Raw genomic sequence first — 22,571 nt, 5'->3', positions numbered from 1 at the left:
AACGCCTCAAAGCTACTCAAGACTTTCCATAAGAACCACTTTATTTAAGAGAAAATACAAGAATAAATCAATGAATTGCAGTAAGAAAAAAGGAACGCCACTTTTAAAATAGAAGGCTTCGTCTAGTCATTTCTATAAACAAAGCGATTGCGGGTTGATGTCAGGAAAGAATCAATATTTATGAAATTTTTATTAAGCGCGATTTTTTTTGTTTTTAGCAGCGCTGTTTTCGCACAGATAAATTACATCCACGTTTCGCCTGCTGGTGATGATAAAAATACCGGAAAATCAGATAGCCCGGTTAAGTCAGTCGCAAAAGCAGTGGAATTGAGCCAGTCTTATGGCAGAACAAAAGTTAGTATCCTTTTGCAGCAGGGGACATATTATTTGTCCGCCCCTGTCGAGATAACGAATACAGAAAATTCTCCCGCAGAACTTGAAATTACTGCTGCAAATCGTCAAAAAGTAGTTATTAGCGCCGGACGTGTTTTGAGTACGGACTGGAGTCATTTCAAGGGCAATATTTACCGAACTTCTGTACCGGAAGGAATCTCATTTGAGCGTTTTTTTGTCAATGGAATTCTACAAACTCTGGCGCGATATCCAAACCTGGATAAGCGTGCTAAAGTGTTTCGGGGGACAGCAGAAGATGCAACATTTTACGTCCGTGTTTTAACATGGGGAAATCCGGTTGGAGGATATGTACACGCCCTGGATGAAAAGAAGAGGGGTAGTCTCCATTACAGAATTACCGGCGTTGATGATACGGATAACCTCGAGCTCGACGGTGGCTGGCAAATTAGGAAGCCCGTCCATATGGCTGAAAAGGAACGTTTTGTAGAAAATATATTGGGAGAACTTGATGCTCCGGGCGAATGGTATCTGGATAAAACATTAGGAGTGTTGTACTACTATCCTTCTTCCGGTACAGACCTTTCAAAGGCAAAGTTTGAGGTGTCTAACCTTAAAAGTAGTTTTATTCTCAAAGGAAAAGATTCTGACCAATTAAAAAATGTAAAGATAAAAAATTTGAATTTTGTCCATAATGAAAGATCATTTATGGATAGTAGAGATACGCTGACTAGCAGTGATTTTTCGGTTTTTCGGGGTGGGGCAGTGCTATTTGAAAATACGCTGAATTGTTCCGTGGAAGCGTGTAGTTTTTCAGATCTTGGCGGAAACGCAGTTGTCTTAAACAACTTTAATGAAAACGGATCCTTGGCTGGTTGCTATATCTCCGATATCGGTGCGAACGGCGCCATGATTTTAGGTGATTGCAATAATTGTCTGATAGCAGACAATCTGTTTTCCAATATTGGAGTTATTGAAAAACAAGGTGTTGCGATCCTCCTGAACGCTGTTAAAAAAAATAACATAGAACAAAATACTTTTTTTGAAATGCCTGGCCCGGCAATAAGGGCCGAAAATTGTGATTTGAAGAATATTCAGATCAGGTTAAACAATCACTTCAAGGACTATCAGGAACTCCGGGCAGCACCCGGTGAACAATCCTATCAATTTCAAAACGGTCCTGATAATCCAAAATCAGGCGTTCAAAATCCAGCTCTGAAAGCTTTGCTTTATAACCGGAACAACAAATAGATTTGAGCTGACAATCCAGAAATTAGTTATTGATTCTGCTGCTGCTGCATCTGTTTTTCTTTGAGTTTTTGTTTAACAATATCAGCGGGATATTTTAGTGCCAGTTCCCTGATTTCATAGCTAAACTGCGCGTAGGTTTCTTCCCATAATTTTGCCTCGCCCGCAGCATAATCGTAGAACCCTTTTCCATTTGCAATACCTTTTCCTCCGGCCTGGACGATATCAGAAATCAGTTTCGGGACTTCCTCACTGTTGTTCAACGTTGGTAATAAATCTTTCATCACGGCATAGTAGGCGGGTACGCCGGTAAGATCCATCCACCGAAAGATACCTACCATGGTCATGAAATATCCAGCATTATTCCGGCATGAACGGTCAATATCTTCAACGGTGGCATACCCACCCTCAACCAGACTGATCGCCTCGCGATACATTGCGTACATGAGCCGGTTGGTAATGAATCCGGCAATATCCTTCCGCACCAAAATTGGCTCCTTAGCCCAATGAGAGGATAATTCATAGAGATATTCTCCATATGCAATCGCACTGTCATCGCCGCAGATGATTTCCAGAAAACGCGTCGTGTGGGCCGGTATCGCCCAATGCAAACCAAAGAATCGCTCGGGATTTTTCGTCAGCTTTTGTAATGTACTGATCGGTATAGCGGATGTATTACTTGTTAAAATTGCATCGGAAGCTATGACGGATTCCACTTTTCCGTAAACAGACTGCTTGATGGCGATATCTTCCAGGGTGCATTCGATAACAAGTTTGCAGGCATAAAGATCTTCGTAGTTTTCCGTTATGAGCAGATTTCTCAGATAAAATTCAGGACTGTTGCCGACAATGCCATTCATCCGGGATTTTTCAAGGTCGTCCGTGATTCGCTTTTTGGCGTAAAGCAGATCGCTGCTCAATGGGGCGAGCGCAACCACCGGGTGGCCGGCTATCAGCATGCAGGTAACGATACTCGAACCCATCAGGCCGAGACCAACGATTGCTACGGGGATTTCTTTGGTATTCATATTGGGGCTTAGGAATGTTTCTTGGCGATTCTTTGTGATGCTTTAAAGTTATAGAGGAAATGTTTTGTAGAGACCCTAAGGATAGAATTTTTAAGATTTTCCTGGTATTGCGTCATTCCGGCGCACAAAAAAACACCCTGAAAATTGAATTTCAGGGTGTTTTAAAACCTTACCTACACTATATTATTTTGACCAGCTGTCTACTTCGCTTTCAACTTCCTGGCGTGTTTTTCCTAATTTTGTTTGAAGTTTTCCCAGAAGCTCGTCTTCTTTTCCTTCCTCATAAAGCAAATCGTCGTCTGTAAGATCTGCATACTGCTGTTTGAATTTACCTTTCAATTCATTCCAGTTACCTTTTACTTGCTGTGTGAAAGCGCTCATAGCTATAATGGTTTAAGTTATTGATGATTTATTGCTTATGTATTAAGCCTTTCCAAATATTGTAAATAAAGTATACCAAAGAAGGGGTGGGACAAAGAGGTCCGAGATTATTAAATTTGATTTACGACTATTTAATAGGCTTAGAAAATGTTGGTTTTAAGCCTGATACATTCATAACAATATGTTCTGAATGCCGATATAAGTTATGTTTATAGCATCTTTCTTTCTTTTTTTATGTTTATTTTAACACAATCTTCTGCCCATCATTTTCCCTAAATTGTGAATTTTTCAGTTTTCCTGCTGCAAATAATCCCCAGTTAAATCGCTAGGCATTCGATAACAGTTTGTCAAGCCGAATAATGCTTTGAACCATCGAACGCACCGAATGGTAATTCACTTTCCAGGAATGGCTCATGTGCTTCCAGATCGGTTCACCCTGACGTGTCAGAAGCGGAAGCCATTCGCCGACCTTATGATGGATCATTTTGTCGAAAACAAAACGGTGAGTGGAATCGTAAGCTTTTAAGTATTTGACATCACCGTAAATCCGATAGGCATCAAGCATTCCTATAAGCACCTCGGCCTGCTGCCAGAATTCCTTTTCACGATCGTATACCGCGCCGGCGTGGGAGCCTTCCACGTAAACTCCTCCAAATTCCCAGTCAATTCCATGATCAATCGCATGATCGAAGGATTGTAGGAGCTGGCTGTTATAATCATCATAGGAAATACCGCATATATCCAGGGCATGCATCAGCAGCCAGGCAAACTCAACATTGTGACCGTAGCTCGTATTATCTTCTGCTGAACTCTTTGAGCCATCTTCTGAAAATCTGTCCCACCCCCAGATTATATCGAATTTTATTTGCGGTGCGACTGTCCAGTCAGCCCAGAATTGAGGTATCCCGGTTCCATAGACCGGGTGCATAATTTTATTGATCAGCAATTGAATAATCTCATTTAATTTTCGGCGGTGCACCTGTTTACCACTTGCCTCGTATAAGGTTGTAAACGCCTCCATAAGGTGCATATGTGCATCCAGGGTTTTTCGGTCACCACCGGCAGAACCTTCGCCTTTCAACTCCCAGTTCCTTGTAAACATTTCAAAATATCCTCCGTAATAAGTGTCAGCACCATAAACCTGTAAGAGTTCGAAGGTTTTTTCTGCATATTCCAGGCCGATAGGGTCACCCGTCGCAAGTGTATATTCACTTAAACTATAAATAGCGAAACTGAGGCCGTAGACTATTTTTTCATCTATCTTTATATTTCCTTTTCGGTCCATCAGCCAGTAGAAACCTCCGTTCTCAGTATCCCACATTTTACTGATCAAAAAATCGACACCATGTTTGGCGATGGCCGCATATCGGCCTTGGCCATAACCTGCGCGATGTGCGGAAGAAAATGTAAAAACTGTTCGGGTTTGGGCAATCAGAGATTTTTCGTCTTCCCCGGAGTCATTTCCATTGTTATCGAAATGGGTAATATAACCTCCATTTTCTTTATCAACACAGCGACTTTCCCAAAATGGGAGCAGTTCCAGGGTTAAGTGATTATAGGCTTCTTCGCGATACTTTTTAAGCTGATCTACATTCATGTGCGGTTATAAGGATTTAAAGTTTATGCAATTAGTTTTTTTTACTTGCCAATAGCCTGGAAAATAGCCTTTTCAAATGCGACACGGAAATATGGTTTTAGTACTCCAATCCTATAAATATTGACTATCGAACCCGTGTTTTTATTGTTATAAATATTTTATTTTGAAATATTTTAATTTTGAAAAGTGTTTATTATGACAGCTTGGCTTTTTCTTGCCAAGCTATTTGCCAGTTGTAAGTTGCTATATTCTTTAAATATGCGTTTATCATTGTAAGTCAAAATTTTAAGACAACTACTTTTAACCAAAGAAAATTGAGACCGAAGGCCCGGAAAGGGGATTGATTTTGGTTAAAGATTTGCAAATGCTGGCACATACTTCGTAATTCGCAGATTATAATTTAACAACGCCGAACATGAGCAACGCCGAAATTGTAGAACTCCTCGAACTTACCGCCAAACTTCTGGAACTCCACGGAGCTGATCCGTTCAAGGTGAAAAGTTACGGTGTAGCCGGATTTTACCTGGATAAATATAAAGACGGCGAACTGGCACTTATGTCGCTTGAAGAGCTTACAAAACTGCAAGGAGTTGGCAAAAGTACTGCTGGCAAGATTATCGAAATCGTTCAGCGCGGGACCTTCAGGGAGCTGGAAGAATTGCTGGAAGACACGCCTTTGGGTGTTTTGGAAATGTTCAGTATAAAGGGGATTGGAGCTAAGAAAATTGCTGTTTTATGGAGAGAACTTGGCATTGATAATTTACATGAATTGGAGCTGGCCTGCCAAAGCGGTAAAATTGCAAAGGTGAAAGGTTTCGGAGGAAGTACCGAGCAGAAAATATTGGAATCTCTGGCTTTTTTGAAAGATCAGGCAGGAAAGTTACGAATGGATAAGGCACTTGCAGTTGCTGACCTTATTGAGCAAGAATTAAAAAAGATATATGAACAGGTTTCTGTTGCCGGAGAGGTAAGAAGAAAAGCTGAAACGGTAGAAACCATCCGCGTTCTTGTAGCGACCGTATCGCCTGCCGGTTTGCAAGAATCGATTTCAGGCATTGAGTTTCTGGAAAAAGATAATATTAATTCATCGCCGTTTATCTGGCGGGGAAAGGTAAAAGATATAGCTGTCCGCATTGAGATCCTTGCTGTTTCACCTGATAACTTTGTCAATGAATTGTTTCTGGAAACAGCTTCGCCTGAACATTTAGGCATTCAGACAGCGGCTGGAACATCGCTTTGGCGACAAGCAAAATACGAAGCCGTTGAATCTGAGGAAATCATTTACCAAAAAGCAGGGTTGCCTTACATCGTTCCGGAAATGCGTGAGGGTTTTGGTGAATTTGTATGGTCAGAGACTCACACGCCCGATCAATTGATCACATGGGATGATCTCAAAGGGATTTTGCATAATCATAGTACGTATTCGGACGGGCAGCATACCCTTGAACAGATGGCGCTTTTTTGTCAGGAACTTGGGTTTGAATATCTGGGCATTGCCGATCATTCGCAGACCGCTTCTTATGCGAGTGGTCTGAAAGCAGAAGATGTTTTCCGTCAGCACGAAGAAATTGCAAGACTGAACGAACGTTTTGCGATGGCCGGACCAGAAAAACCGTTCAAAATATTAAAAGGTATTGAGTCGGATATACTGGGAGATGGTTCTCTGGATTATCCGGATGAGATTTTATCAAGCTTTGACTATGTTGTAGCATCCGTGCATAGCAATCTTACAATGACTTTGGAAAAAGCGACAGCAAGGCTTCTAAAAGCAATTCAAAATCCATATACAACTATTCTCGGTCACCCGACGGGTAGATTATTATTATCAAGAGAAGGTTATCCAATTGACCATAAGGTAATTATCGATGCTTGCGCTGCTCACAGGGTTGTCATTGAAATAAATGCGTCGCCCTGGCGTCTGGACCTTGACTGGCGATGGATTTCTTATTGCATGGAAAAAGGTGTTTTGCTTAGTATTAATCCTGATGCGCATAAAAAAGAAGGATATTATGATATGCACTACGGTGTAGCTGTTGCCAGAAAAGGCGGCCTGACGAGAGATATGACTTTCAATGCGTTCACCCTGGTCGAAATCGAGGAATATTTAAAAATGAGAAAAGGGTAAGTGATGAAAGTTTAACGTTCTAATTTATGAAAGCTTGTGTATGGATTATATTGAGCATACTCTTTTGCAATTGTAGCAATTCAGATCCACAGGTTAAAAATAGCGTGGATAAACTTATTAAGTTCAACGGTATAACAGCAAGGGATCTTGTTGGGGCTCCTATCGGTAACGCTGATCCGGACGACTGGAATTTTAACGACAAATGGATTGAAAATGAACTTTCTCTTTTTGGAACAAGCCTTTCAGAAGATTGTCCGCTGCCAGAATCTTACCGTATAATGGCCTATCCAAATCCGGCATCCAGTCAGGTAGAAGTGTATATTGATAAGCCAGATTCCGCCAGAATTGCTATCCGCGTAGTCGATCGGAATTTTAAAGTGCTGATGGCAGCAGACTCGTTGTATGCCAAATCAGCCAGATTTGATTTTTCCAAATTTGAAGTACAGGACACCATACGGGTATATTATAAGATTATCAATAAATCCTGTGAATTCCGCGGGCATGGCGATATTTTTATAAGAAAATAAAATTATTCAGGATGGTCATCGCAATGTTCACAAATTGTTAAACACAGCGATGACTACCCTGATCCTACACAAACGGGAGAGTTTACTTTATTAATTTTAAGGATGGAGCATCCTTGATCATCCGTTTTTCGGGAATAAAATTGTCTTTAAACGGTTCGCTTATAAACGATTTAACGGATTTTGTCGCAGCCATCCTGGTTCCTGTCGGTGCCGGAATTCCAATCACATCCAGCGCTTTTCTAAGTAGTGTTTCATTTTCGTCACCAAAAGCTTTGTAGGGAATAACCGAATCTTCCACCTCATAGGTCGGGGCCATTCCGTTGACTGTGCCGTAGTCTGACTGATTATTTACATTTGCCGTCTGACCCAGCATTACATACATTCCCCATTTCCAACGGTTTTCGTCATCACTGATCAAAGAGCCAAAAAGATTTTTGCCATAGGTATGTTCACCAATCGTAACGACTTCCATATAAGGTCGAAGACCATTGATGACAAGCTCACTGGCCGACGCAGTTCCATTTGACGTCAAGACAAAAACACGGTTCAGATTTGAGCCAATATTATTTCCCTCATCCTGGAAATTATAATTCAGCGCTGTGGTCCCGTACTTACTTTGCCAGTAGGCGATATATTTGTCGTTCCATTGCTCTTTATAAAAAACTTTTGAACTGGACACATTTTTACCAATAAGTGACGCAAGGGTTTCGGCAGAGCTGATGTATCCACCTGGATTAAACCGAAGATCAAGAACCAGTTCATTCACACCTTTACTTTTAAAATCGGCGAATACCTGACGCAGCTCGTTGTCATATTTCTCTGCATTCCCGGTCGTTCCTGGTACAAATTGTGTGTAAACAAGGTAACCGATCGTTTTACCGTAAGCGGTTTTAAAGATTACAGTTGAAAACGGAACCGGATCTTCGCTTATTTCTGCCTTGGTTACTGTTATCGTCTTAGAATTATCTGCTGTCAAAGTAGTACCACTAAGTGTACCTAAGGTAAAGGTTGCCGTTTCGCTGCTACCAAAAAGGGTAGAATAATTGCTTGCCGTCAGTTGAGTGCCGCCCACTTTCATAATAATGTCTCCACGCTTTAAACCAGCCGCTTCGGCCGGACTGCCTTTAACGACATAACTCAAAAAAGCCGCAATATTTGACTTGCTGTCGTCTGTATACGAAAGTGAATAATTAATGCCGAAAATTTTACTAACGCCGTTAAACTCGTTGGTCAGCGCGTCTATATCATCGGTTATCATCGAAAACCGGTCGGTTGTTGTTCGCTGATAAATTAGTTTTTCGAAATACTCATTGGGATTAAGTTTATTGTTCAGACTACTCTCCACGGGCATATTCTTGTACCAAAAATATGCGTCATTCATTACCTCATATATCCAGCTGTTCACTGCCTGGTAATCTGTACTGTCGGTAGTTTCTGTTATAGGATCGACATCTTTATCCTTGCAACCTACCATTGAAATGGCTGCGACAATAAACCCAATTTGGCTGAACCTTTTAAAATTTAACATATTTAGTCAGATTAAAATTGAGTAAGCTTCTATGCATAGATGAAAAATTGCTTGTAAAATTTGGATGCGCACAATTGATATTACGTGGGAATAAAATTAAGTGTGGCGATATGCTAAAATTTAATTTTTAAAAGGTAAGATCGCTGATGCCGAAATCTGGGCCCACTGTAATATTATTATAACTGATTGGTTACAAATCGCGCGGTTGTGTTATCTTCGGATGGAAATGCCGCCAATCAGAGCATATTTACCATTTCATTATTCATAAATCATTAATAAAAATTAAAATGTTGATTATACGGTTTACCCTTTTTTTGATAGCAAATTTTCTTGTCACTGTCGCATCGCTATCTGCTCAGACTGTTGTGCCTTTTGAAATGGCTCCAAGCGGTCATATAATGATTAAAGCAAAAGTGAATGGAATAGAGGGAAATTTTATTCTGGATACGGGCGCAGGGATAACGCTTTTGACTAAGAAGTTTTCATCAAAATTGTCAAACGTACATAGACTTAACCGTGAGTATACAGCGTTCAGAGCGACAGGAGAAAAAATCACGGCAGATTTATACACTACAGATCAAATCATGATTGGAGATTTTAAAGATCCCAATCCAAAATTAATGATATTTGACGTTGACTTTGGCCCGATCGATGGCCTGATATCTTTAATGACATTTCAAAATCAACCTTTTACAATTGACTATGAACAGAAAAAAGTAATTATAGAAACAGCGGGAAGTTTTAACGCCAAAAAAGCAAAGGGATATATCCTGCCTTTGCAAATTGAAAGTTCGAGAGACATTACCCTTGATATTTTTACTTTTGTTCAGGTCAATCAAAAACTGACGTTGCAGTTTTTGATTGATAGTGGAGCTGGAACAAATGTCTTTCACATCAATGCAAATTATTTAAAAGAGCTCGGTGTGGATGTTCAGGATACAAGTAAAGTTGTACGGACAACACGTAAAAGTGAATTTAATAAAGAGATAGAAACATCCATTTATAGTACCAGAATTTCGGAAATTTCAGCCAGAGACTTTCCTCAAATTCACGTTTCGGAGCCCAAAGTTTCCTTTATCGAAGGTCTGATTTATGATGGAACTTCGTCTTTGAACTGGTTTGGAAAGACAATTACAATTAACATTGGGGGAAGAGAAATGATCGTGGCGAAGTAAAGTAAAGTTAGCTAGGATGTTAAGATTGTTGATTCATAGAAAAAGACTGCGCTAACACAGCCTTTTTCTATTGCAATAGCATTCATTATATTATTTGCCCGTTTAATCTACCCGAAAATGCAGGATATCTCCGTAAATGACCGAATCGTCGATGAGTATGGCATATGCCCTATAATATATATTATTCGTGCATAATTGCGGCCCTATTTCTTCTTTGTAACCGGTACTTGCGGGTAGGTCAAAGACAACTTTTAAGTTCGTCTCAATCGTAGGAGTTGGCGTCAAAGGACTGTGGCCATCAAAATTTGCACTATAAACCGCACCATATTCTTTTACCGGTAACTCACCGGTTCTGACGACATCCAGAGCGAAGACGATCGAGCATTTCAATTGGTTTGGGTTTGAAAAAATCGGCAATGTTTTTAATGCTATTTTTTCAGGAATATCATGATCAGTGCATGACAAAGAAAGTGCAACCAATACCATCAGCATGGTAGTCAAAGACCTGGATAATTTCTTCATAGAGACTGCTTTAAGTGGAGAAAACGCGAAGGATAGTGTAAAATTAGTATATATCCTGCTTGTTCATGGTGTTCGATAGTGGAAAACCATCATAAGTCTTCCTGTAATGATTTCGCGGTTGGCAAGGTTTATTCAGCGGTGATGAAAAGTTCTACTCAGCCTGGCCAAAGACTGACCGTCGAAGAGGAAATCAATCATGATGAGTAAGGAAAAGTCTTAAAAAGAAATAGGAACTCCGGAGCCCCGGAGTTCCTATAAGCAACATTTCTACCTAATTCATTTTTGAAATGAATTGGCCGCAAAATTACCACAATTGTTATAAAAGTTGTAACGAACTATCAGGAATGTTGAAAATTAGACTAGGTTTTCGCGTCAGATTTACGTTTGTCACATTCGAAAATTGAATCTCCGCTTTGTATACCAATCTATTCATTTTGTATAATTTCTTAAAATCAGAAAGCCTCAACTTTGTCTTATTAAAAACTTCATTAAACAAGTCAATTTTATGAGCAGTATTAAAAAGGTAAAATTAGGTAATCAGGGATTGGAAGTTCCGGTTGAAGGTCTTGGTTGCATGGGGATGACCACCCTTGCAGGACAAGATATCTATGGAACAGCGGATGAGCAGGAATCAATAGCAACCATTCATCGCGCGTTGGAGCTGGGTATAAATTTTCTTGATACGGCAGATTTGTATGGGCCTTTATTAAATGAACGTCTGGTTAGTAAAGCTATTTCGGCAAACAGGGACAAGTATCTGATTGCAACGAAGTTTGGATATGAGGTAGGTGACAATGAAGAGCTCACCTGGCGTATCAATGGTCGGCCGGATTATGTGAAAAAGGCTGTTGAACGTTCTTTGAAAAATCTTAAAACGGACTATATTGACCTGTATTATCTGCACCGTGTCGATCCTGAAACTCCTATCGAAGACACGGTAGGAGCGATGGCCGAGCTTGTTCAGTCCGGTAAAGTTAAATATATCGGTTTGTCCGAAGTTTCAGCCAGCACTCTTAGGAAAGCAAATTTGATCCATCCGATCACAGCAGTACAAACCGAATATTCGCTTTTTGAGAGAAGCGTTGAAACTAACGGATTGTTTGAAACCATCAGTGAATTGGGAGTGGGTTTTGTTTCTTATTCACCGTTAGGACGCGGATTTTTGACTGGTGATATTAAAAGTCCTGATGATTTTGACGCAAAAGATTTTAGGAGAAACATTCCCCGCTTTCAGGGTGAAAATTTTTACAAGAACCTGGATCTTGTAAACGAGATAAAAATATTAGCTGAGTCGAAGCATATAACGCCATCTCAATTGGCAATAGCCTGGACTCTTGCAAAAGGCACTGTGCCGATACCAGGAACAAAGCGGGTAAAATATTTAGAGGACAATGTTGCTGCGGCGTCTATCGTTTTCTCCGAAGAAGAACTCAGGCACCTGGAGTCGATCGTTCCGGCCGGTAAGATTGTGGGAGATCGTTATGATCAAACGTCGATGTCTGGTGTAAATTTATAGATATCTTTAAACAAGCAACAGGAAAGCGTTATCTTGATATTCGCTTTCCTGTTGCTAATATTCTCAGATGAAAAAAACAGATTCCGGTCCGATCATCATAAATTCTCTGGCTGACTACCATGCGTTGGTTGGTATACCCAAGCCAGAGCACCCACTGATTAGTGTGATTGAAGTGAAATGCAATCCGGATATGCCGGATCTTCCGTACGATAAACTGATCATGAATTTTTACAATATTTTCTTAAAAAGAGATGTTAGTAATGCGCTGTTTTATGGTCAGAAATATTTTGATTTTAGCGACGGGATCATGGGATTTTCTTTGCCCAAACAAGTTTTTACGTTAAACCGAGAAGCGGATTTTTCCAAGATTTCTGGCTGGATGATTTTGATTCATCCCGATTTTATACGGAAATATGAACTTTCAAAAAGGATAGGTTCCTATGGATTTTTCTCTTACAATGTAAATGAAGCGCTTCATCTTTCAGAAAAGGAAGAACAAATCATTGAGCGGATCATGACGGATATCAGAAATGAATATCGTCAGCCAATCGATGCTTTTAGCCAGGATGTCATTATATCGCATCTTGAAGTCTTACTCAATTATTCAAACCGATACTACAATCGACAGTTCATTACCCGAAACAGCTCTGAGGAAGATCTTATTGTCAGATTCGAGGAACTGACCAAAAATATTTTCCAGCAGGAATTGGTCAGTCAAATTCCGTCAGTGAATGAAATTGCAGGACAGCTGAACGTTTCTTCCCATTATTTGAGCGACATGCTCCGGTCTTTGACGGGTATGAGCGCACAGCAGCATATCCACAATCTGCTCATTGAAAAGGCTAAGGAAATCTTGCTGACTACAAATCTTTCCGTTAATGAAACTGCATTTAAACTAGGCTTCGAATACCCGCAATATTTTAACCGCTTGTTCAAAAGCAAAACCGGCCTGACGCCAGCAGCCTTCAGAAAAGAGTTAACACACAATTAAAACCTTAGTACAATAAAAATTTAAAGCGAATTGTATTGCTGCAAGAATCAAAACATTTAAATACAGATAGAGCTTTATTCAGTTATTGATAATTTTTGACCTTGAAATAATTTGACTGCGTTTAATAATTATTTCGATTATAATTTGCAGGTATCCGGTCATTGGATATATCTTTATTATGTCAAATCCCTCGGTCAATAACTTCCATGAAAGTATCCTCACCAGAAGCAATTTTTTTTGCCGTTCTTTCTTCGATTGTAATAATATTTTTCATCTCCTATCCCATTATGGGTTTTGGTGATCCGGCCAATTATAGTTTTGCTTATTTCATGGCCTGGTTTCAGGATTTTCAATATTTCTGGACGTGCGGGTTTTTAATACTTGGTGCATTCTTCTACATCTTCTATAAAATAAATATACCCGGTGCTGACGAAGGGGACTTTTCGAATATTCTGATTAACAGACCGTTTGTGACGGTTGATGTGGACGCACCGGATCTGTTTAAAATTAAGAATATCGGAACTGCTCCGGCAATCAATGGAGGTTACCGTTTTTTTTATAAAAATAGATGGAGTGAAATTCAGAACACCTGTTCTGTCATGCAGGGAGAAGAGTTTGTCTTTGTCACGGCAAATAAAGCTGAGTTTACCGGATTTGAATATAACGATCTCGATGGTAATATTTACAGCTCAGTAAGCCACTTTTTTGAGCCTGATTCTATCTATAAAAGCACTTATTTCTTCGATTGCGGTCTTGAAAAAATCAACAGAAGAGCTTTGAACAGACGCATGAATGTGAAACCTTTCGGGTTAAGAAAAAAGGCAAAAAAATTCTTTGTGGCTACGAAAATTTTCAAGCAAGCCATTTAAGGTCTTACTTGTCAAAAGCAGAAGAAAAGGTGTGGTAATAAAACTGGTAGGTCATAACTAAATTCGATCAAATAGTTATCGTCTTGATTTGCAGGATTCCTCCGGTTTTCGCTTTCAGCCAATAAGTTTTCGGATAATGACAATGATCAGATTAAGTACTACGCTGACAATAATCATGGTTGTGATGGGAAAGAAGAACTTGAAATTTTGACGTTCAAGACGGATGTCGCCCGGCAATTTACCAAGCCATTGAAGCTTATTTCCCAACAGATAAACAGCGGCTCCCAGAATGACAAGAATGAAACCCGCTGCGATAATGTATTTTCCCGTACTCTGAGACATTTTTATAAGTGCTTATAATCGATTTCTAAAAAATCCTCAACGTCTTTTAGCCAAAAATTCTGGATAAATGCCTCATGATCTGCATGACTGGAATATCTGTCATAAGTTTGCTGATCCGAAAATTCCATGGTTAATCCAAAATCAAATTTATTTTTTGGGCTGACTTGTCTCAGACATTGAAAATTTTGAACACCCGGTATCGATACCAGAGATTTTGCCGCGTTCAGAAACGCGGTTTCTTGTGAAGAACCTTGGGGATGTTTAAGTTTGAAAATTACAGAATGCTGGATCATAGGGTTCTTGATAGTTTAATAGGATCGTGAAAATATGGTCAGGAAATTAAGTCATCACTGACTGGAAAAGCAAATTTGAGCATAAAAAAGCGGTTATCCCAATTTGAGATAACCGCTTGTTATTTGACAAAATAATTATTTTGCCGGGGTGATAATGATGTTTCTATACTCAACCGGACCGTGGTCTCCCTGAATGTAAAGCGGGCCAGGTTCGCCCTCATTACTGTCGAGTGCACCACCAGTGATACCAGGAATTTCCTGATTCGTGATAACAGTTTTACCATTGACAACCAGCGTTAACATTCTGCCAATCAGTGTAATGTCAAACGACTGCCACTCACCTGGTTCCTTCGCCATCATTTCGCTGGGACTGATAAATCCGTAAACTGCCCCAAGCTGATCAACGGCGGGTTCCAATCCTTTTCCATCCGTAACCTGCATCTCGTAACGTCCGCGCAGGTATACTCCGCTGTTACTTCCCTTAGGAATACGGAATTCAACATGAAGTTTGAAATCGTTGTACTTTTCGTCTGTGATCAAATTAGCGCCTGATTTATCACTTTTCAGTACACCATTTTCAGACACCCACTGGTTTGCACCAACGGCATGCCATCCTTTGATCGTGTTTCCGTCGGTTAGTTTTACAGCTTTTCCCCAGACAGGAGGTGCTGTTCTTCTAAGAGATGGGGCGCGCACACCAGTCCAGCTATAAGTTTTACCTTCTGGCGTTGTCAACGAGCCACTGATTTTTTCTCCCTGTAAAGTTCCTTCAAGAGAAAGATCTTTGTCTCCTCTTTCCCATTGCGGGGGAATGGAGAAATTGAATTTGCCGTCTTTGAAGTGTACTTCCGATATGGGGCGCGCGCTTCCCGAAAAGGAAACGAACTGGCCAATCAGCGTGTGGTTACCTGAATGTCTCACTTCCAGCCAGGACGGTGATGGTTTGCCCGCTAAATCGACAGTGATGTCCCATCTGCCTTCCAAAGGAGATGCAAGGGGTTTTGCGTTTGCATTATTGACATGGCAAACAGCTAACAATAGGGATAATGCCGGTAATAAAAGTCTCCGAGACAGTTGGCGTAGGTTGGTTTGGAATAATCTGTTCATATAATTTTTATATTGAAAGGCGTCAATTTACTTATAAAAATTAAATAAACGGTTTACTTCCGTATCAAATCAACCACCGCCAACTTTGGCTTGTTCGGGGGCTTCGTTGTATCCGCCAGAACGATCACTCATACCAGCATCGCTTTTAAGATTATGGCCCGCAACTTCGCCAGAATTTTCAAGATGAGATTTTAAACTGTCAAGCGCCGTCCGCCAGGCATCTTTATGCGATTTAACGACGTCATCATTTTGAAGTTCTTCTTGTTTGACATGAAGAATACTCCCGTTTTCAGTTCCTTCAAATCTGATCGTCAATTTATACAACTCCTGAGGAAGATCATTTTTGTATTCCCAATTCCAGGAGTAAACCAATTTTTCGTTCGGTTTTACTTCCTCATAATTCCCCGTTACCTTAAAATCTCCGCTCTGGAAATCGTAGGAAACCACGCCCCCGTCATTCAATTCGTTGGTAACCTTTTCGAGTGACTCGCCCATCGGACTCCACCATTTTTTTAGGTGGTCAGTTTCCGTCCACGCCTGGTATAAGGTTTCAACAGGTGCTGAAAATTCTTCACTCAACTCAATGATATTGGCATTTTGTTGTTCAGTCATAACATAAAAATTTAGCTGTATAAGATAAAAATTGATCCGAAATCAAGTTTTTATCTTATACAGCTGTAAAATAGTGTGCCTTAGCTAAACGGGAAAATAAATACTGAAAGTTGATCCGGCTCCTGGTTCACTCAAAGCAGAGATTGCTCCACCATGATTGGCCGCAACACGTTCACAAATCGATAGTCCTATACCAGTACCTGCAAATTCACTACGACCGTGCAGCCGCTGAAATAATTGGAAAATTCGTTCTGCGTATTTTTGTTCAAAACCGATCCCGTTATCTGTGACATCAATCTGATGATACATTTGTGTGATTTGAGAAGGTTTTACTGTCATCGGAAGTTCATTGAAGCTTACTATTTTGTAAGTAACCGATATGACCGGCGGCTGACCTTTTTGCCGAAACTTTAAAGCGTTGGTTAATAGGTTTTGGAACAGTTGTCCAAGCTGCGAATCATCACCCATGATTACCGGTAATTTGTCAATCGTTATCGAAGCTTCGGTCTCCTGAATGGTTAGTTCAAGGTCCGACAATACATTTTTTACAATGTCCGACAATGAAAGAGATTCTGTAACATCCCTTTGATTTGATATTCTTGAAAAGGCCAGAAGATCCTCGATCAATCCTGACATACGAGCTGCTGCGGTTTGCATACGCTCGATCAGATTTACTCCTTCGCCTAGTCCGTTTGAATAGCGATTGATCAGCAAATTTCCGAAAGACTGAATTTTTCTGAGTGGTTCCTGTAAATCGTGAGACGCTACATAGGCGAACTGCTGCAGACTTTGGTTCGATTGGATCAGCAAATTATTCGACTGAGCTAAATCTTCATTTGTAGCCATGTATTCCTCGTTAATTGCCGCGAGTTCTTCATTCATCGTTTCAAGCTCCTCCGTTCGCTGCTGAACGAGTTGTTCGAGCGTCTGTTGAACCTTGTGCTGTTCAGTGATATCCTGAGCAATGCCGATCAGTTTGTATGGTTTTTTATCCTTATCAAAAAATGTTTTAGCCTTGGAACGAATAAAACGTCTCTGTCCGGAAACCACATTTTCAACCAAGTGCTCTTCATCATAAATGCCTGTTCCTGCGGGATCCAGGGCCTGCTGTAATGCTAATCGTATCCGGTCACGGTCTTTTTCAGGAATGTAGCCCGTGCCAACATCAAAGTTACGGGCATCGCCCATTACCCCGATCCAGTCCTTCATCCTTTCTCCATAACCTATATCACCCGTTTCCGGATTTATATTCCAAGTCGCAAGTTCTGCCAATTCGACCGCATCCCTCAAAACCTGTTCCGCCTCCTCAATTTTCTGTCTGGCGAGTACCTGGGCGGTTACCTCAATAGCAGTCACCAAAACACCATAATTTTCTCCTGCAGTATTTCGGAGCGCCTTGTAATTATAGTTGTAATACCCGGAATGAGGTATGCCGTGATGCAGCAGATCTAATTTTTCCTCCGGTTGATTGAATGTAATGCCGGTGTGAAGCACCTCACGAAGCCTTTCCATAAGCGGAGTACCTAAAAGTTCGGGAACGGCTTGCATGAATTTTTTGCCAGTGATTGACTCATCCTTACCAAGCATAGCCAACATATTTTCATTTACCGTGCGTATTTCCATATCCTCTCCGATAAACACCAGTTTGGCAACCGGCGAGTTTTCGATAATATTTCTCGCAAAAAGTTCACTTTCTTCAAGCTTTTGTCTTGCTAAAACCGCTTCGGTAACATCAATACCGATATCCAGAATGGCGTAAACTTTTCCCTCGCTGTCAAAAAGAGGAGTGTAAGTTATGTTATAATAATTGTTTGTCATCACCCCGTTGCGTAGCAAATTAACCTGCGATTCGAATCTTTGGCGGGATTTACCCGTATCAAAAACTTCACCAAGGATCCGAATTGATTCCTGATCACGCAACTCGGGAATGACTTCGCCCAAGGTTCTGTTTATAATGTCTGTTCCCTTGCCAATACTATCAATGAAAGCTTGATTTGCCATTTCTATGACTAGGTCACGTCCTACAAAAAGTGCCATAGCAGCGGAGGCATTTGCAAAAACGGAACGCAGTTTTGCCTCGCTGGTCTCCAGAGAGCGCCTTGCATGCACTTCGCTTGTCACATCATGAGCCATATTCATAATACCGTAAACCTCACCGTTTGAATTGCGTAAAGGCTTGTAGGTATAGTCGAAATAATAGGTACCTAATTTTCCGTCAACAACAAGGTCAGCAGGAGCGCTTTTGGCTTCATAAGTAATTCCGGTGTTATACACACGATCCAGCAAATCAATAAACGGCTGACCTTCCAATTCAGGAATTGCCTGCAATACAGGTTTGCCGAAAATCGATTTATTTTTCCCCCAGTAGCCAATCATTTTGTTGTTAGCAACCTCTACGGTATGATTCTTGCCAACAAAAAGACAGGTTGCCACTGGTGCTTCCTCAACCAAAGAGCGAAACCGTTCTTCACTGACTTCTAAGGCAAGCATGGCTACAAATTGAGCTGTAACCTCGGTTGCAAGGACCAGGATTCCATCAATTTTGCCAGCCTTATCACGTAGGGGAGAATATACAAAATCGAAATAGAGTTCTTCCAATTTTCCATTTCGTACAAGTTTAGCCCGCGCACCGTTCCCATAGTAACTTTGACCGGTATTGAAGACATGAGCAAGAAGTTGAGGAAATTCCTGATCATTTATTTCAGGTAGTGCTTCAATGAGCGGTTTTCCGATGATTGACCGGTCTTTTCCCCAGACTTCAAAGATTCGGTCATTTCCGACTTCGACAACCAAATCTTTTCCACGGAGCAATCCGATAGCCAGAGGTGCCTGATCGACGAAGGGCTGGTAAAAAGTGTCAGAAATAGTCGGGTTTGCTTCTTTTGTATTACTCGGGCGTTTACGATCCAGTATCTCACGGGTGATGTTCTGAACAGTACCAATTATTTTTTCAGCAATTCCTGTCTCGTCGAAATAAATTTGTCCCTTTGCTAATAACCAGCGTGTCTGTCCCTCGATGGTGCCGGTAACCCGAAACTCGATCTCATAGGCATTATCGCCCTCAATTGTAAATGGGGCATGAAATGATTCCGAAAAACGTTGACGATCCTCTGTATATACAAGATCCAGTACTTTTTCAAACGATACTATGTTTTCTGAATCTTTCGGGAAATGGTACAACGCTTTGCACCGGTCACACCACAAAATCGTTTCCGTTGAAATGTCATACTGCCAGGTTCCGATCCCGGCCGCTTCGAGAGCCAGTTGTAAACGAGACGCTTCATTTGCGTCATTTGCACTAAATGGCCTGATATTGCCGTTCATGAATTAAAATACTTTTTTCGAGGTTTGCGCTCTTTCCGATGTTCAGAAAAGTAAGTAATGCTCAAAAATAGTAATTTTTGTAGCGCATTGGCGACAAATGGGATACAAAGAAATTTGCAGCAAGATCAGCAGGTGCTTCGCCTTGGTTGTGAAGATATCAAAAGGCATACAAAAGAGAATACTATGCTCGTTCGAAGTCCAGGAAACAGGTCTGTAAAGCTTCTGCGATTTTTAGATAACCGCCATAGTTATTGGGTTTTTTGATAAATGCATTAATGCCTGTCGCATATGCATCCTGCATCAGCTTTTTATCCGAAGAGGTAGATATCATGACTGCAGGAATATGTTTTATCTTTTCATTCGTCCGAATCACCTGTAATGCTTCCAGTCCGGTAACCCGTGGCATATTCATATCAAGTAAGATCAGAATGTTTGCATCTTTTGTGTTTTCCTTCTTAATCAGTTCCAGCAAATCGTCTCCATCGGCAGCTTCAACAATTTTTATTTCCGGGCTTACTTTGCGAATAGCATCAGATAGAAAAAGACGATCGTCTTCATCATCATCAGCCACATAAATAATTTTTTGCTTCATTCTAATTCGTCATTTACATCTTTGGAGCATAAGTTTTTTCCAGAGATTTGGCAAGCGGTGGGTCGGTTTTTTTAAAGGTAAGAAAAATTTAGTTGAAGAAATTTTAAAGAAGGCTGACTTTTGTCATAGGAAATATGTCACAAGACGGAATTTATTGTTTTTGAGGAATATAGGAATTTTTCATTTGTAGAATAATTTCGCTTTTTTGCCTTGGGACTATCAAAATTAAATTTTGATAGTCATTGAATTTTCCTTAATGATTTGTTTCATGCTGCCTGCTCATCATACAGGAACTCAATACTGACTTGACGCCTGTGTTAAGATCATTTTTTCGACCTGCGTGATGATCAGTAAAGTAGGGGTTTGCTTTTGAAGTATCAACCTCTAATCAAATCTAGAGCTTTTTTAGGCATGATTATTTTTTTAAATAGTGCTTTCGGTATCTTAAAAGTGTCAGTTATGCCGTCCACTGTGGTTTCCAATTATGTGTATATTCCTGAGTCAAGGACATTACGAGTAACATTTGTTTCCGGCGCGGTTTACGACTATAAAAAAGTCCCGGAAGTGATTTACCTGGAAATGGAGGCTGCGTTTTCAAAGGGAGCATTTTTGAACGAAAATATTAAAGACAATTTTGAGTTTGAAAGAATAGAGTAGGCGGGAAAGGTTTTAGGTCTGGTATGATTCTTTATAAAACAATGTACATCGATTCTGATGTTTTATATTAATCAATTTAGTTATGAAAAAGATAATCTTAGTTATAGCATTCGCTGCCCTTTCAACGTGGACTTATGCACAGGACACAACTAAAAATCTGGCTCAGAAAGCGGGCTCAGAAGTAAAGAAAGATGCAAAGGCTGTTGGTAAAGGTGTTAAAAAAGGAGCAAACAAGGTGGGCGATGTAGCCGAAGACGGATATGACGCTACAAAAAAAGGAGTGAAAAAGGGTGCTGAGAAAGTAGGTGACGTGGCAGAAGATGGCTACGATGCAAGTAAGAAAGGAGTTAAGAAAGGATATGACGCCACTAAAAAAGGTGTGAAAAAGGCGGGTAAAAAAGTTGGAGAAAAAGCAGACGATTTATAGGTCTGGCCCTGAAAAAAATTAAATCCTGCCCGGAAACGAGCAGGATTTTTTTATTTAAACCCAGGTGAAAGGATCTTTTGACGCGATATGCGTAATTTTTATTTCAGGAAGTTTAGGCTGAAACCATTCTGTGAACCACTCCATTCCCGGCTCTTCACTTACTGCATGGCCGAGCACGATCAGTGATATTTTTCTTCCGAATGCTCTGGCATCCCGAATATATTCGACCGTTTCCCACTCCGGAGATTCACCAACGATCAGTACATCAGGTCTCTCAGTTTCTGCGGTGCCGACTTGTCTCTGGCCCCCCCAAGCGCCAGGCAGTAAAGCGATTTTTTGACAGGACTGATCCGGGTTCCCAATGGTACGAAGATGGGAAATTTTCAATTTTTTTTGCAAATGGCTTGTTAAATCGGAGAAGGAAATCGTCGGGATGGTAAGTGTCACCTGACCTGTTTTGTAATAGGACAGCCAGTTTGCTTTTTTCGCGACTCCGTAACTTATGGCATCAGGTTTCAATGAATGACAGTAATCATGAAACCGCCAGATTGCGATCTTGTGCTTTGCAAGCAAGGCATGTTTTTCTTTTAAAACCGAGTTATTTTTTACCCAATCTGCATGGTCGTTATGATTATAAAATGAAGGCTCGTGAGCTATAATAAAATTTGCTTTAAGTCTTGCTGCCTCTTCGATTATTGGAACGGTGGGAAACATCGTTGTGATAATGCCTGTAACTACCTGATCCGGATTTCCAAATTTCAGTGTATCAACGGTTTCTTTCAAAGGAGACAAATTCCCTTCGTTTAGAATCAGATTCATGATATCCTGAACAGTATAGGATCTATTCACAGAGGCTCGCTCGGCAGAAGTGTATGAAGATAAACCCAGCATTGTCAGCGCCCCGGCAGACCTGATACTGTTGCCAATAAATTTTCTACGGTTGATATCCGGGCTTTCCGGGAAAGAGGATTTGTTCATCGCAATAGTTTTGAGTTTATTCTAAAGTCGTAAATTCATGTGCTATTTACCTAAATTTTTTTGTCTATACCGCCGTTTTTATCCAAAATCAGGAAAACGAGAGCTTAAATTCGAAGTAACAGTAGCTTATTTTACATTGATGAGAGTATCTGCTTGTAAAATAGGGTTTTAAGTAGGAAATATTTGGCTGTATGAAGTATCCAAAGTTATGTAACTGTTCAGTTTTTTAGCGCTTTGATTGAAGATGTCTGACCAGTTACCTTAGTTGAAAATAGCAACCCTGCTAAGAAGATTTTACCATAATGGTAATTATGCACAAGTATGTGGAATTACCGGATGCAGAGTTGGTACTCCTTTTCAGGAAAAAAAGCAAAGCTGTGT

General features: G+C 40.5%; 21 protein-coding genes. 9 read left to right on the top strand and 12 right to left on the bottom strand.

What is annotated here, in order from left to right; genetic code table 11:
- The first annotated feature begins 180 nt into the window (after nt 1–180).
- Complete coding sequence (locus tag BMY70_RS22980) at nt 181–1,602, top strand: right-handed parallel beta-helix repeat-containing protein (protein WP_090338665.1); 1,422 nt, start codon at nt 181–183, stop codon at nt 1,600–1,602.
- Nucleotides 1,603–1,628: 26 nt separating this feature from the next.
- Here the strand turns inward: BMY70_RS22980 and BMY70_RS22975 are convergent, their stop codons facing one another.
- From BMY70_RS22975 to BMY70_RS22965, 3 genes are all read right to left on the bottom strand, one after another.
- Complete coding sequence (locus tag BMY70_RS22975) at nt 1,629–2,627, bottom strand: 3-hydroxyacyl-CoA dehydrogenase family protein (protein WP_090338663.1); 999 nt, start codon at nt 2,625–2,627, stop codon at nt 1,629–1,631.
- Between the two features lie 183 nt (nt 2,628–2,810).
- Nucleotides 2,811–3,008, bottom strand: coding sequence for a CsbD family protein (locus BMY70_RS22970; RefSeq protein ID WP_090338661.1), 198 nt, complete (start codon nt 3,006–3,008; stop codon nt 2,811–2,813).
- A 325-nt stretch (nt 3,009–3,333) separates the two neighbouring features.
- Nucleotides 3,334–4,605: a beta-1,2-mannosidase gene (locus tag BMY70_RS22965; protein WP_090338659.1), complete on the bottom strand. Its 1,272-nt coding sequence runs from the start codon at nt 4,603–4,605 to the stop codon at nt 3,334–3,336.
- A gap of 415 nt (nt 4,606–5,020) precedes the next feature.
- Between BMY70_RS22965 and BMY70_RS22960 the strand changes: the two genes are divergently transcribed.
- Together BMY70_RS22960 and BMY70_RS22955 are read left to right on the top strand one after the other, a co-directional pair.
- Entirely contained in the window at nt 5,021–6,730 is a 1,710-nt protein-coding gene (locus BMY70_RS22960; RefSeq protein ID WP_090338657.1) for a helix-hairpin-helix domain-containing protein, read from the top strand.
- A gap of 104 nt (nt 6,731–6,834) precedes the next feature.
- Nucleotides 6,835–7,257 carry a hypothetical protein gene (locus BMY70_RS22955; protein ID WP_090338655.1) on the top strand — a complete coding sequence of 141 codons (423 nt, stop codon included), beginning with the start codon at nt 6,835–6,837 and terminating at the stop codon, nt 7,255–7,257.
- Between the two features lie 82 nt (nt 7,258–7,339).
- On the opposite strand, the gene BMY70_RS22950 is transcribed toward BMY70_RS22955, so the two are convergent.
- The gene (locus BMY70_RS22950) at nt 7,340–8,785 is read right to left on the bottom strand and encodes a S41 family peptidase (RefSeq protein ID WP_229209740.1); all 1,446 of its coding nucleotides are present in this window, start codon (nt 8,783–8,785) and stop codon (nt 7,340–7,342) included.
- A 398-nt stretch (nt 8,786–9,183) separates the two neighbouring features.
- On the opposite strand from BMY70_RS22950, the gene BMY70_RS22945 reads away from it, so the two are divergent.
- A complete protein-coding gene (locus BMY70_RS22945) occupies nt 9,184–9,960 on the top strand; it encodes a retropepsin-like aspartic protease (RefSeq protein WP_177197119.1) in 777 nt (258 codons plus the stop codon).
- A gap of 102 nt (nt 9,961–10,062) precedes the next feature.
- On the opposite strand, the gene BMY70_RS22940 is transcribed toward BMY70_RS22945, so the two are convergent.
- Nucleotides 10,063–10,482 (bottom strand): hypothetical protein, encoded by a 420-nt coding sequence (locus BMY70_RS22940; RefSeq protein WP_143072151.1) that lies wholly within the window; start codon nt 10,480–10,482, stop codon nt 10,063–10,065.
- Nucleotides 10,483–10,987: 505 nt separating this feature from the next.
- Here BMY70_RS22940 and BMY70_RS22935 point away from each other — a divergent pair.
- From BMY70_RS22935 to BMY70_RS22925, 3 genes are all read left to right on the top strand, one after another.
- Nucleotides 10,988–11,998: an aldo/keto reductase gene (locus tag BMY70_RS22935; RefSeq protein ID WP_090338649.1), complete on the top strand. Its 1,011-nt coding sequence runs from the start codon at nt 10,988–10,990 to the stop codon at nt 11,996–11,998.
- Nucleotides 11,999–12,065: 67 nt separating this feature from the next.
- Complete coding sequence (locus BMY70_RS22930; RefSeq protein WP_090338647.1) at nt 12,066–12,989, top strand: helix-turn-helix domain-containing protein; 924 nt, start codon at nt 12,066–12,068, stop codon at nt 12,987–12,989.
- A gap of 206 nt (nt 12,990–13,195) precedes the next feature.
- The gene (locus BMY70_RS22925) at nt 13,196–13,858 is read left to right on the top strand and encodes a hypothetical protein (RefSeq protein WP_090338645.1); all 663 of its coding nucleotides are present in this window, start codon (nt 13,196–13,198) and stop codon (nt 13,856–13,858) included.
- A 114-nt stretch (nt 13,859–13,972) separates the two neighbouring features.
- Here BMY70_RS22925 and BMY70_RS22920 read toward each other — a convergent pair whose 3' ends face one another.
- The 6 genes from BMY70_RS22920 to BMY70_RS22895 all read right to left on the bottom strand — a co-directional run bounded on the left by BMY70_RS22920 (nt 13,973) and on the right by BMY70_RS22895 (nt 20,128).
- Nucleotides 13,973–14,200: a DUF2905 domain-containing protein gene (locus BMY70_RS22920; protein WP_090338643.1), complete on the bottom strand. Its 228-nt coding sequence runs from the start codon at nt 14,198–14,200 to the stop codon at nt 13,973–13,975.
- 2 nt (nt 14,201–14,202) lie between these two features.
- Nucleotides 14,203–14,493 (bottom strand): Dabb family protein, encoded by a 291-nt coding sequence (locus tag BMY70_RS22915; RefSeq protein ID WP_090338641.1) that lies wholly within the window; start codon nt 14,491–14,493, stop codon nt 14,203–14,205.
- A 135-nt stretch (nt 14,494–14,628) separates the two neighbouring features.
- Nucleotides 14,629–15,600 (bottom strand): 3-keto-disaccharide hydrolase, encoded by a 972-nt coding sequence (locus BMY70_RS22910; protein WP_090338639.1) that lies wholly within the window; start codon nt 15,598–15,600, stop codon nt 14,629–14,631.
- Nucleotides 15,601–15,669: 69 nt separating this feature from the next.
- Nucleotides 15,670–16,212, bottom strand: a complete 543-nt coding sequence (locus tag BMY70_RS22905) for an SRPBCC family protein (protein WP_090338637.1) — start codon at nt 16,210–16,212, stop codon at nt 15,670–15,672.
- 84 nt (nt 16,213–16,296) lie between these two features.
- A complete protein-coding gene (locus BMY70_RS22900; protein WP_090338635.1) occupies nt 16,297–19,536 on the bottom strand; it encodes a PAS domain-containing sensor histidine kinase in 3,240 nt (1,079 codons plus the stop codon).
- Between the two features lie 181 nt (nt 19,537–19,717).
- Nucleotides 19,718–20,128 carry a response regulator gene (locus BMY70_RS22895; protein ID WP_090338633.1) on the bottom strand — a complete coding sequence of 137 codons (411 nt, stop codon included), beginning with the start codon at nt 20,126–20,128 and terminating at the stop codon, nt 19,718–19,720.
- A gap of 459 nt (nt 20,129–20,587) precedes the next feature.
- On the opposite strand from BMY70_RS22895, the gene BMY70_RS22890 reads away from it, so the two are divergent.
- The gene (locus tag BMY70_RS22890; RefSeq protein ID WP_090338855.1) at nt 20,588–20,785 is read left to right on the top strand and encodes a KTSC domain-containing protein; all 198 of its coding nucleotides are present in this window, start codon (nt 20,588–20,590) and stop codon (nt 20,783–20,785) included.
- A gap of 82 nt (nt 20,786–20,867) precedes the next feature.
- A complete protein-coding gene (locus BMY70_RS22885; protein WP_090338631.1) occupies nt 20,868–21,212 on the top strand; it encodes a hypothetical protein in 345 nt (114 codons plus the stop codon).
- 54 nt (nt 21,213–21,266) lie between these two features.
- Here the strand turns inward: BMY70_RS22885 and BMY70_RS22880 are convergent, their stop codons facing one another.
- Nucleotides 21,267–22,190, bottom strand: a complete 924-nt coding sequence (locus BMY70_RS22880) for a Nif3-like dinuclear metal center hexameric protein (protein ID WP_229209739.1) — start codon at nt 22,188–22,190, stop codon at nt 21,267–21,269.
- Nucleotides 22,191–22,571: the final 381 nt, after the last annotated feature.

The organism is Dyadobacter koreensis (assembly GCF_900108855.1).
Lineage (GTDB): Bacteria > Bacteroidota > Bacteroidia > Cytophagales > Spirosomataceae > Dyadobacter > Dyadobacter koreensis.
Note: the sequence above shows the minus strand (reverse complement) of the source record. Positions and strands in the feature narration are given on the sequence as shown.

Coding starts and splice junctions, on each gene's coding strand:
- BMY70_RS22980 (WP_090338665.1), top strand. CDS start 181: ATGAAATTTTTATTAAGCGCGATTTTTTTTGTTTTTAGCAGCGCTGTT.
- BMY70_RS22975 (WP_090338663.1), bottom strand. CDS start 2,627: ATGAATACCAAAGAAATCCCCGTAGCAATCGTTGGTCTCGGCCTGATG.
- BMY70_RS22970 (WP_090338661.1), bottom strand. CDS start 3,008: ATGAGCGCTTTCACACAGCAAGTAAAAGGTAACTGGAATGAATTGAAA.
- BMY70_RS22965 (WP_090338659.1), bottom strand. CDS start 4,605: ATGAATGTAGATCAGCTTAAAAAGTATCGCGAAGAAGCCTATAATCAC.
- BMY70_RS22960 (WP_090338657.1), top strand. CDS start 5,021: ATGAGCAACGCCGAAATTGTAGAACTCCTCGAACTTACCGCCAAACTT.
- BMY70_RS22950 (WP_229209740.1), bottom strand. CDS start 8,785: ATGTTAAATTTTAAAAGGTTCAGCCAAATTGGGTTTATTGTCGCAGCC.
- BMY70_RS22945 (WP_177197119.1), top strand. CDS start 9,184: ATGATTAAAGCAAAAGTGAATGGAATAGAGGGAAATTTTATTCTGGAT.
- BMY70_RS22940 (WP_143072151.1), bottom strand. CDS start 10,482: ATGAAGAAATTATCCAGGTCTTTGACTACCATGCTGATGGTATTGGTT.
- BMY70_RS22935 (WP_090338649.1), top strand. CDS start 10,988: ATGAGCAGTATTAAAAAGGTAAAATTAGGTAATCAGGGATTGGAAGTT.
- BMY70_RS22930 (WP_090338647.1), top strand. CDS start 12,066: ATGAAAAAAACAGATTCCGGTCCGATCATCATAAATTCTCTGGCTGAC.
- BMY70_RS22925 (WP_090338645.1), top strand. CDS start 13,196: ATGAAAGTATCCTCACCAGAAGCAATTTTTTTTGCCGTTCTTTCTTCG.
- BMY70_RS22920 (WP_090338643.1), bottom strand. CDS start 14,200: ATGTCTCAGAGTACGGGAAAATACATTATCGCAGCGGGTTTCATTCTT.
- BMY70_RS22915 (WP_090338641.1), bottom strand. CDS start 14,493: ATGATCCAGCATTCTGTAATTTTCAAACTTAAACATCCCCAAGGTTCT.
- BMY70_RS22910 (WP_090338639.1), bottom strand. CDS start 15,600: ATGAACAGATTATTCCAAACCAACCTACGCCAACTGTCTCGGAGACTT.
- BMY70_RS22905 (WP_090338637.1), bottom strand. CDS start 16,212: ATGACTGAACAACAAAATGCCAATATCATTGAGTTGAGTGAAGAATTT.
- BMY70_RS22900 (WP_090338635.1), bottom strand. CDS start 19,536: ATGAACGGCAATATCAGGCCATTTAGTGCAAATGACGCAAATGAAGCG.
- BMY70_RS22895 (WP_090338633.1), bottom strand. CDS start 20,128: ATGAAGCAAAAAATTATTTATGTGGCTGATGATGATGAAGACGATCGT.
- BMY70_RS22890 (WP_090338855.1), top strand. CDS start 20,588: ATGCCGTCCACTGTGGTTTCCAATTATGTGTATATTCCTGAGTCAAGG.
- BMY70_RS22885 (WP_090338631.1), top strand. CDS start 20,868: ATGAAAAAGATAATCTTAGTTATAGCATTCGCTGCCCTTTCAACGTGG.
- BMY70_RS22880 (WP_229209739.1), bottom strand. CDS start 22,190: ATGAACAAATCCTCTTTCCCGGAAAGCCCGGATATCAACCGTAGAAAA.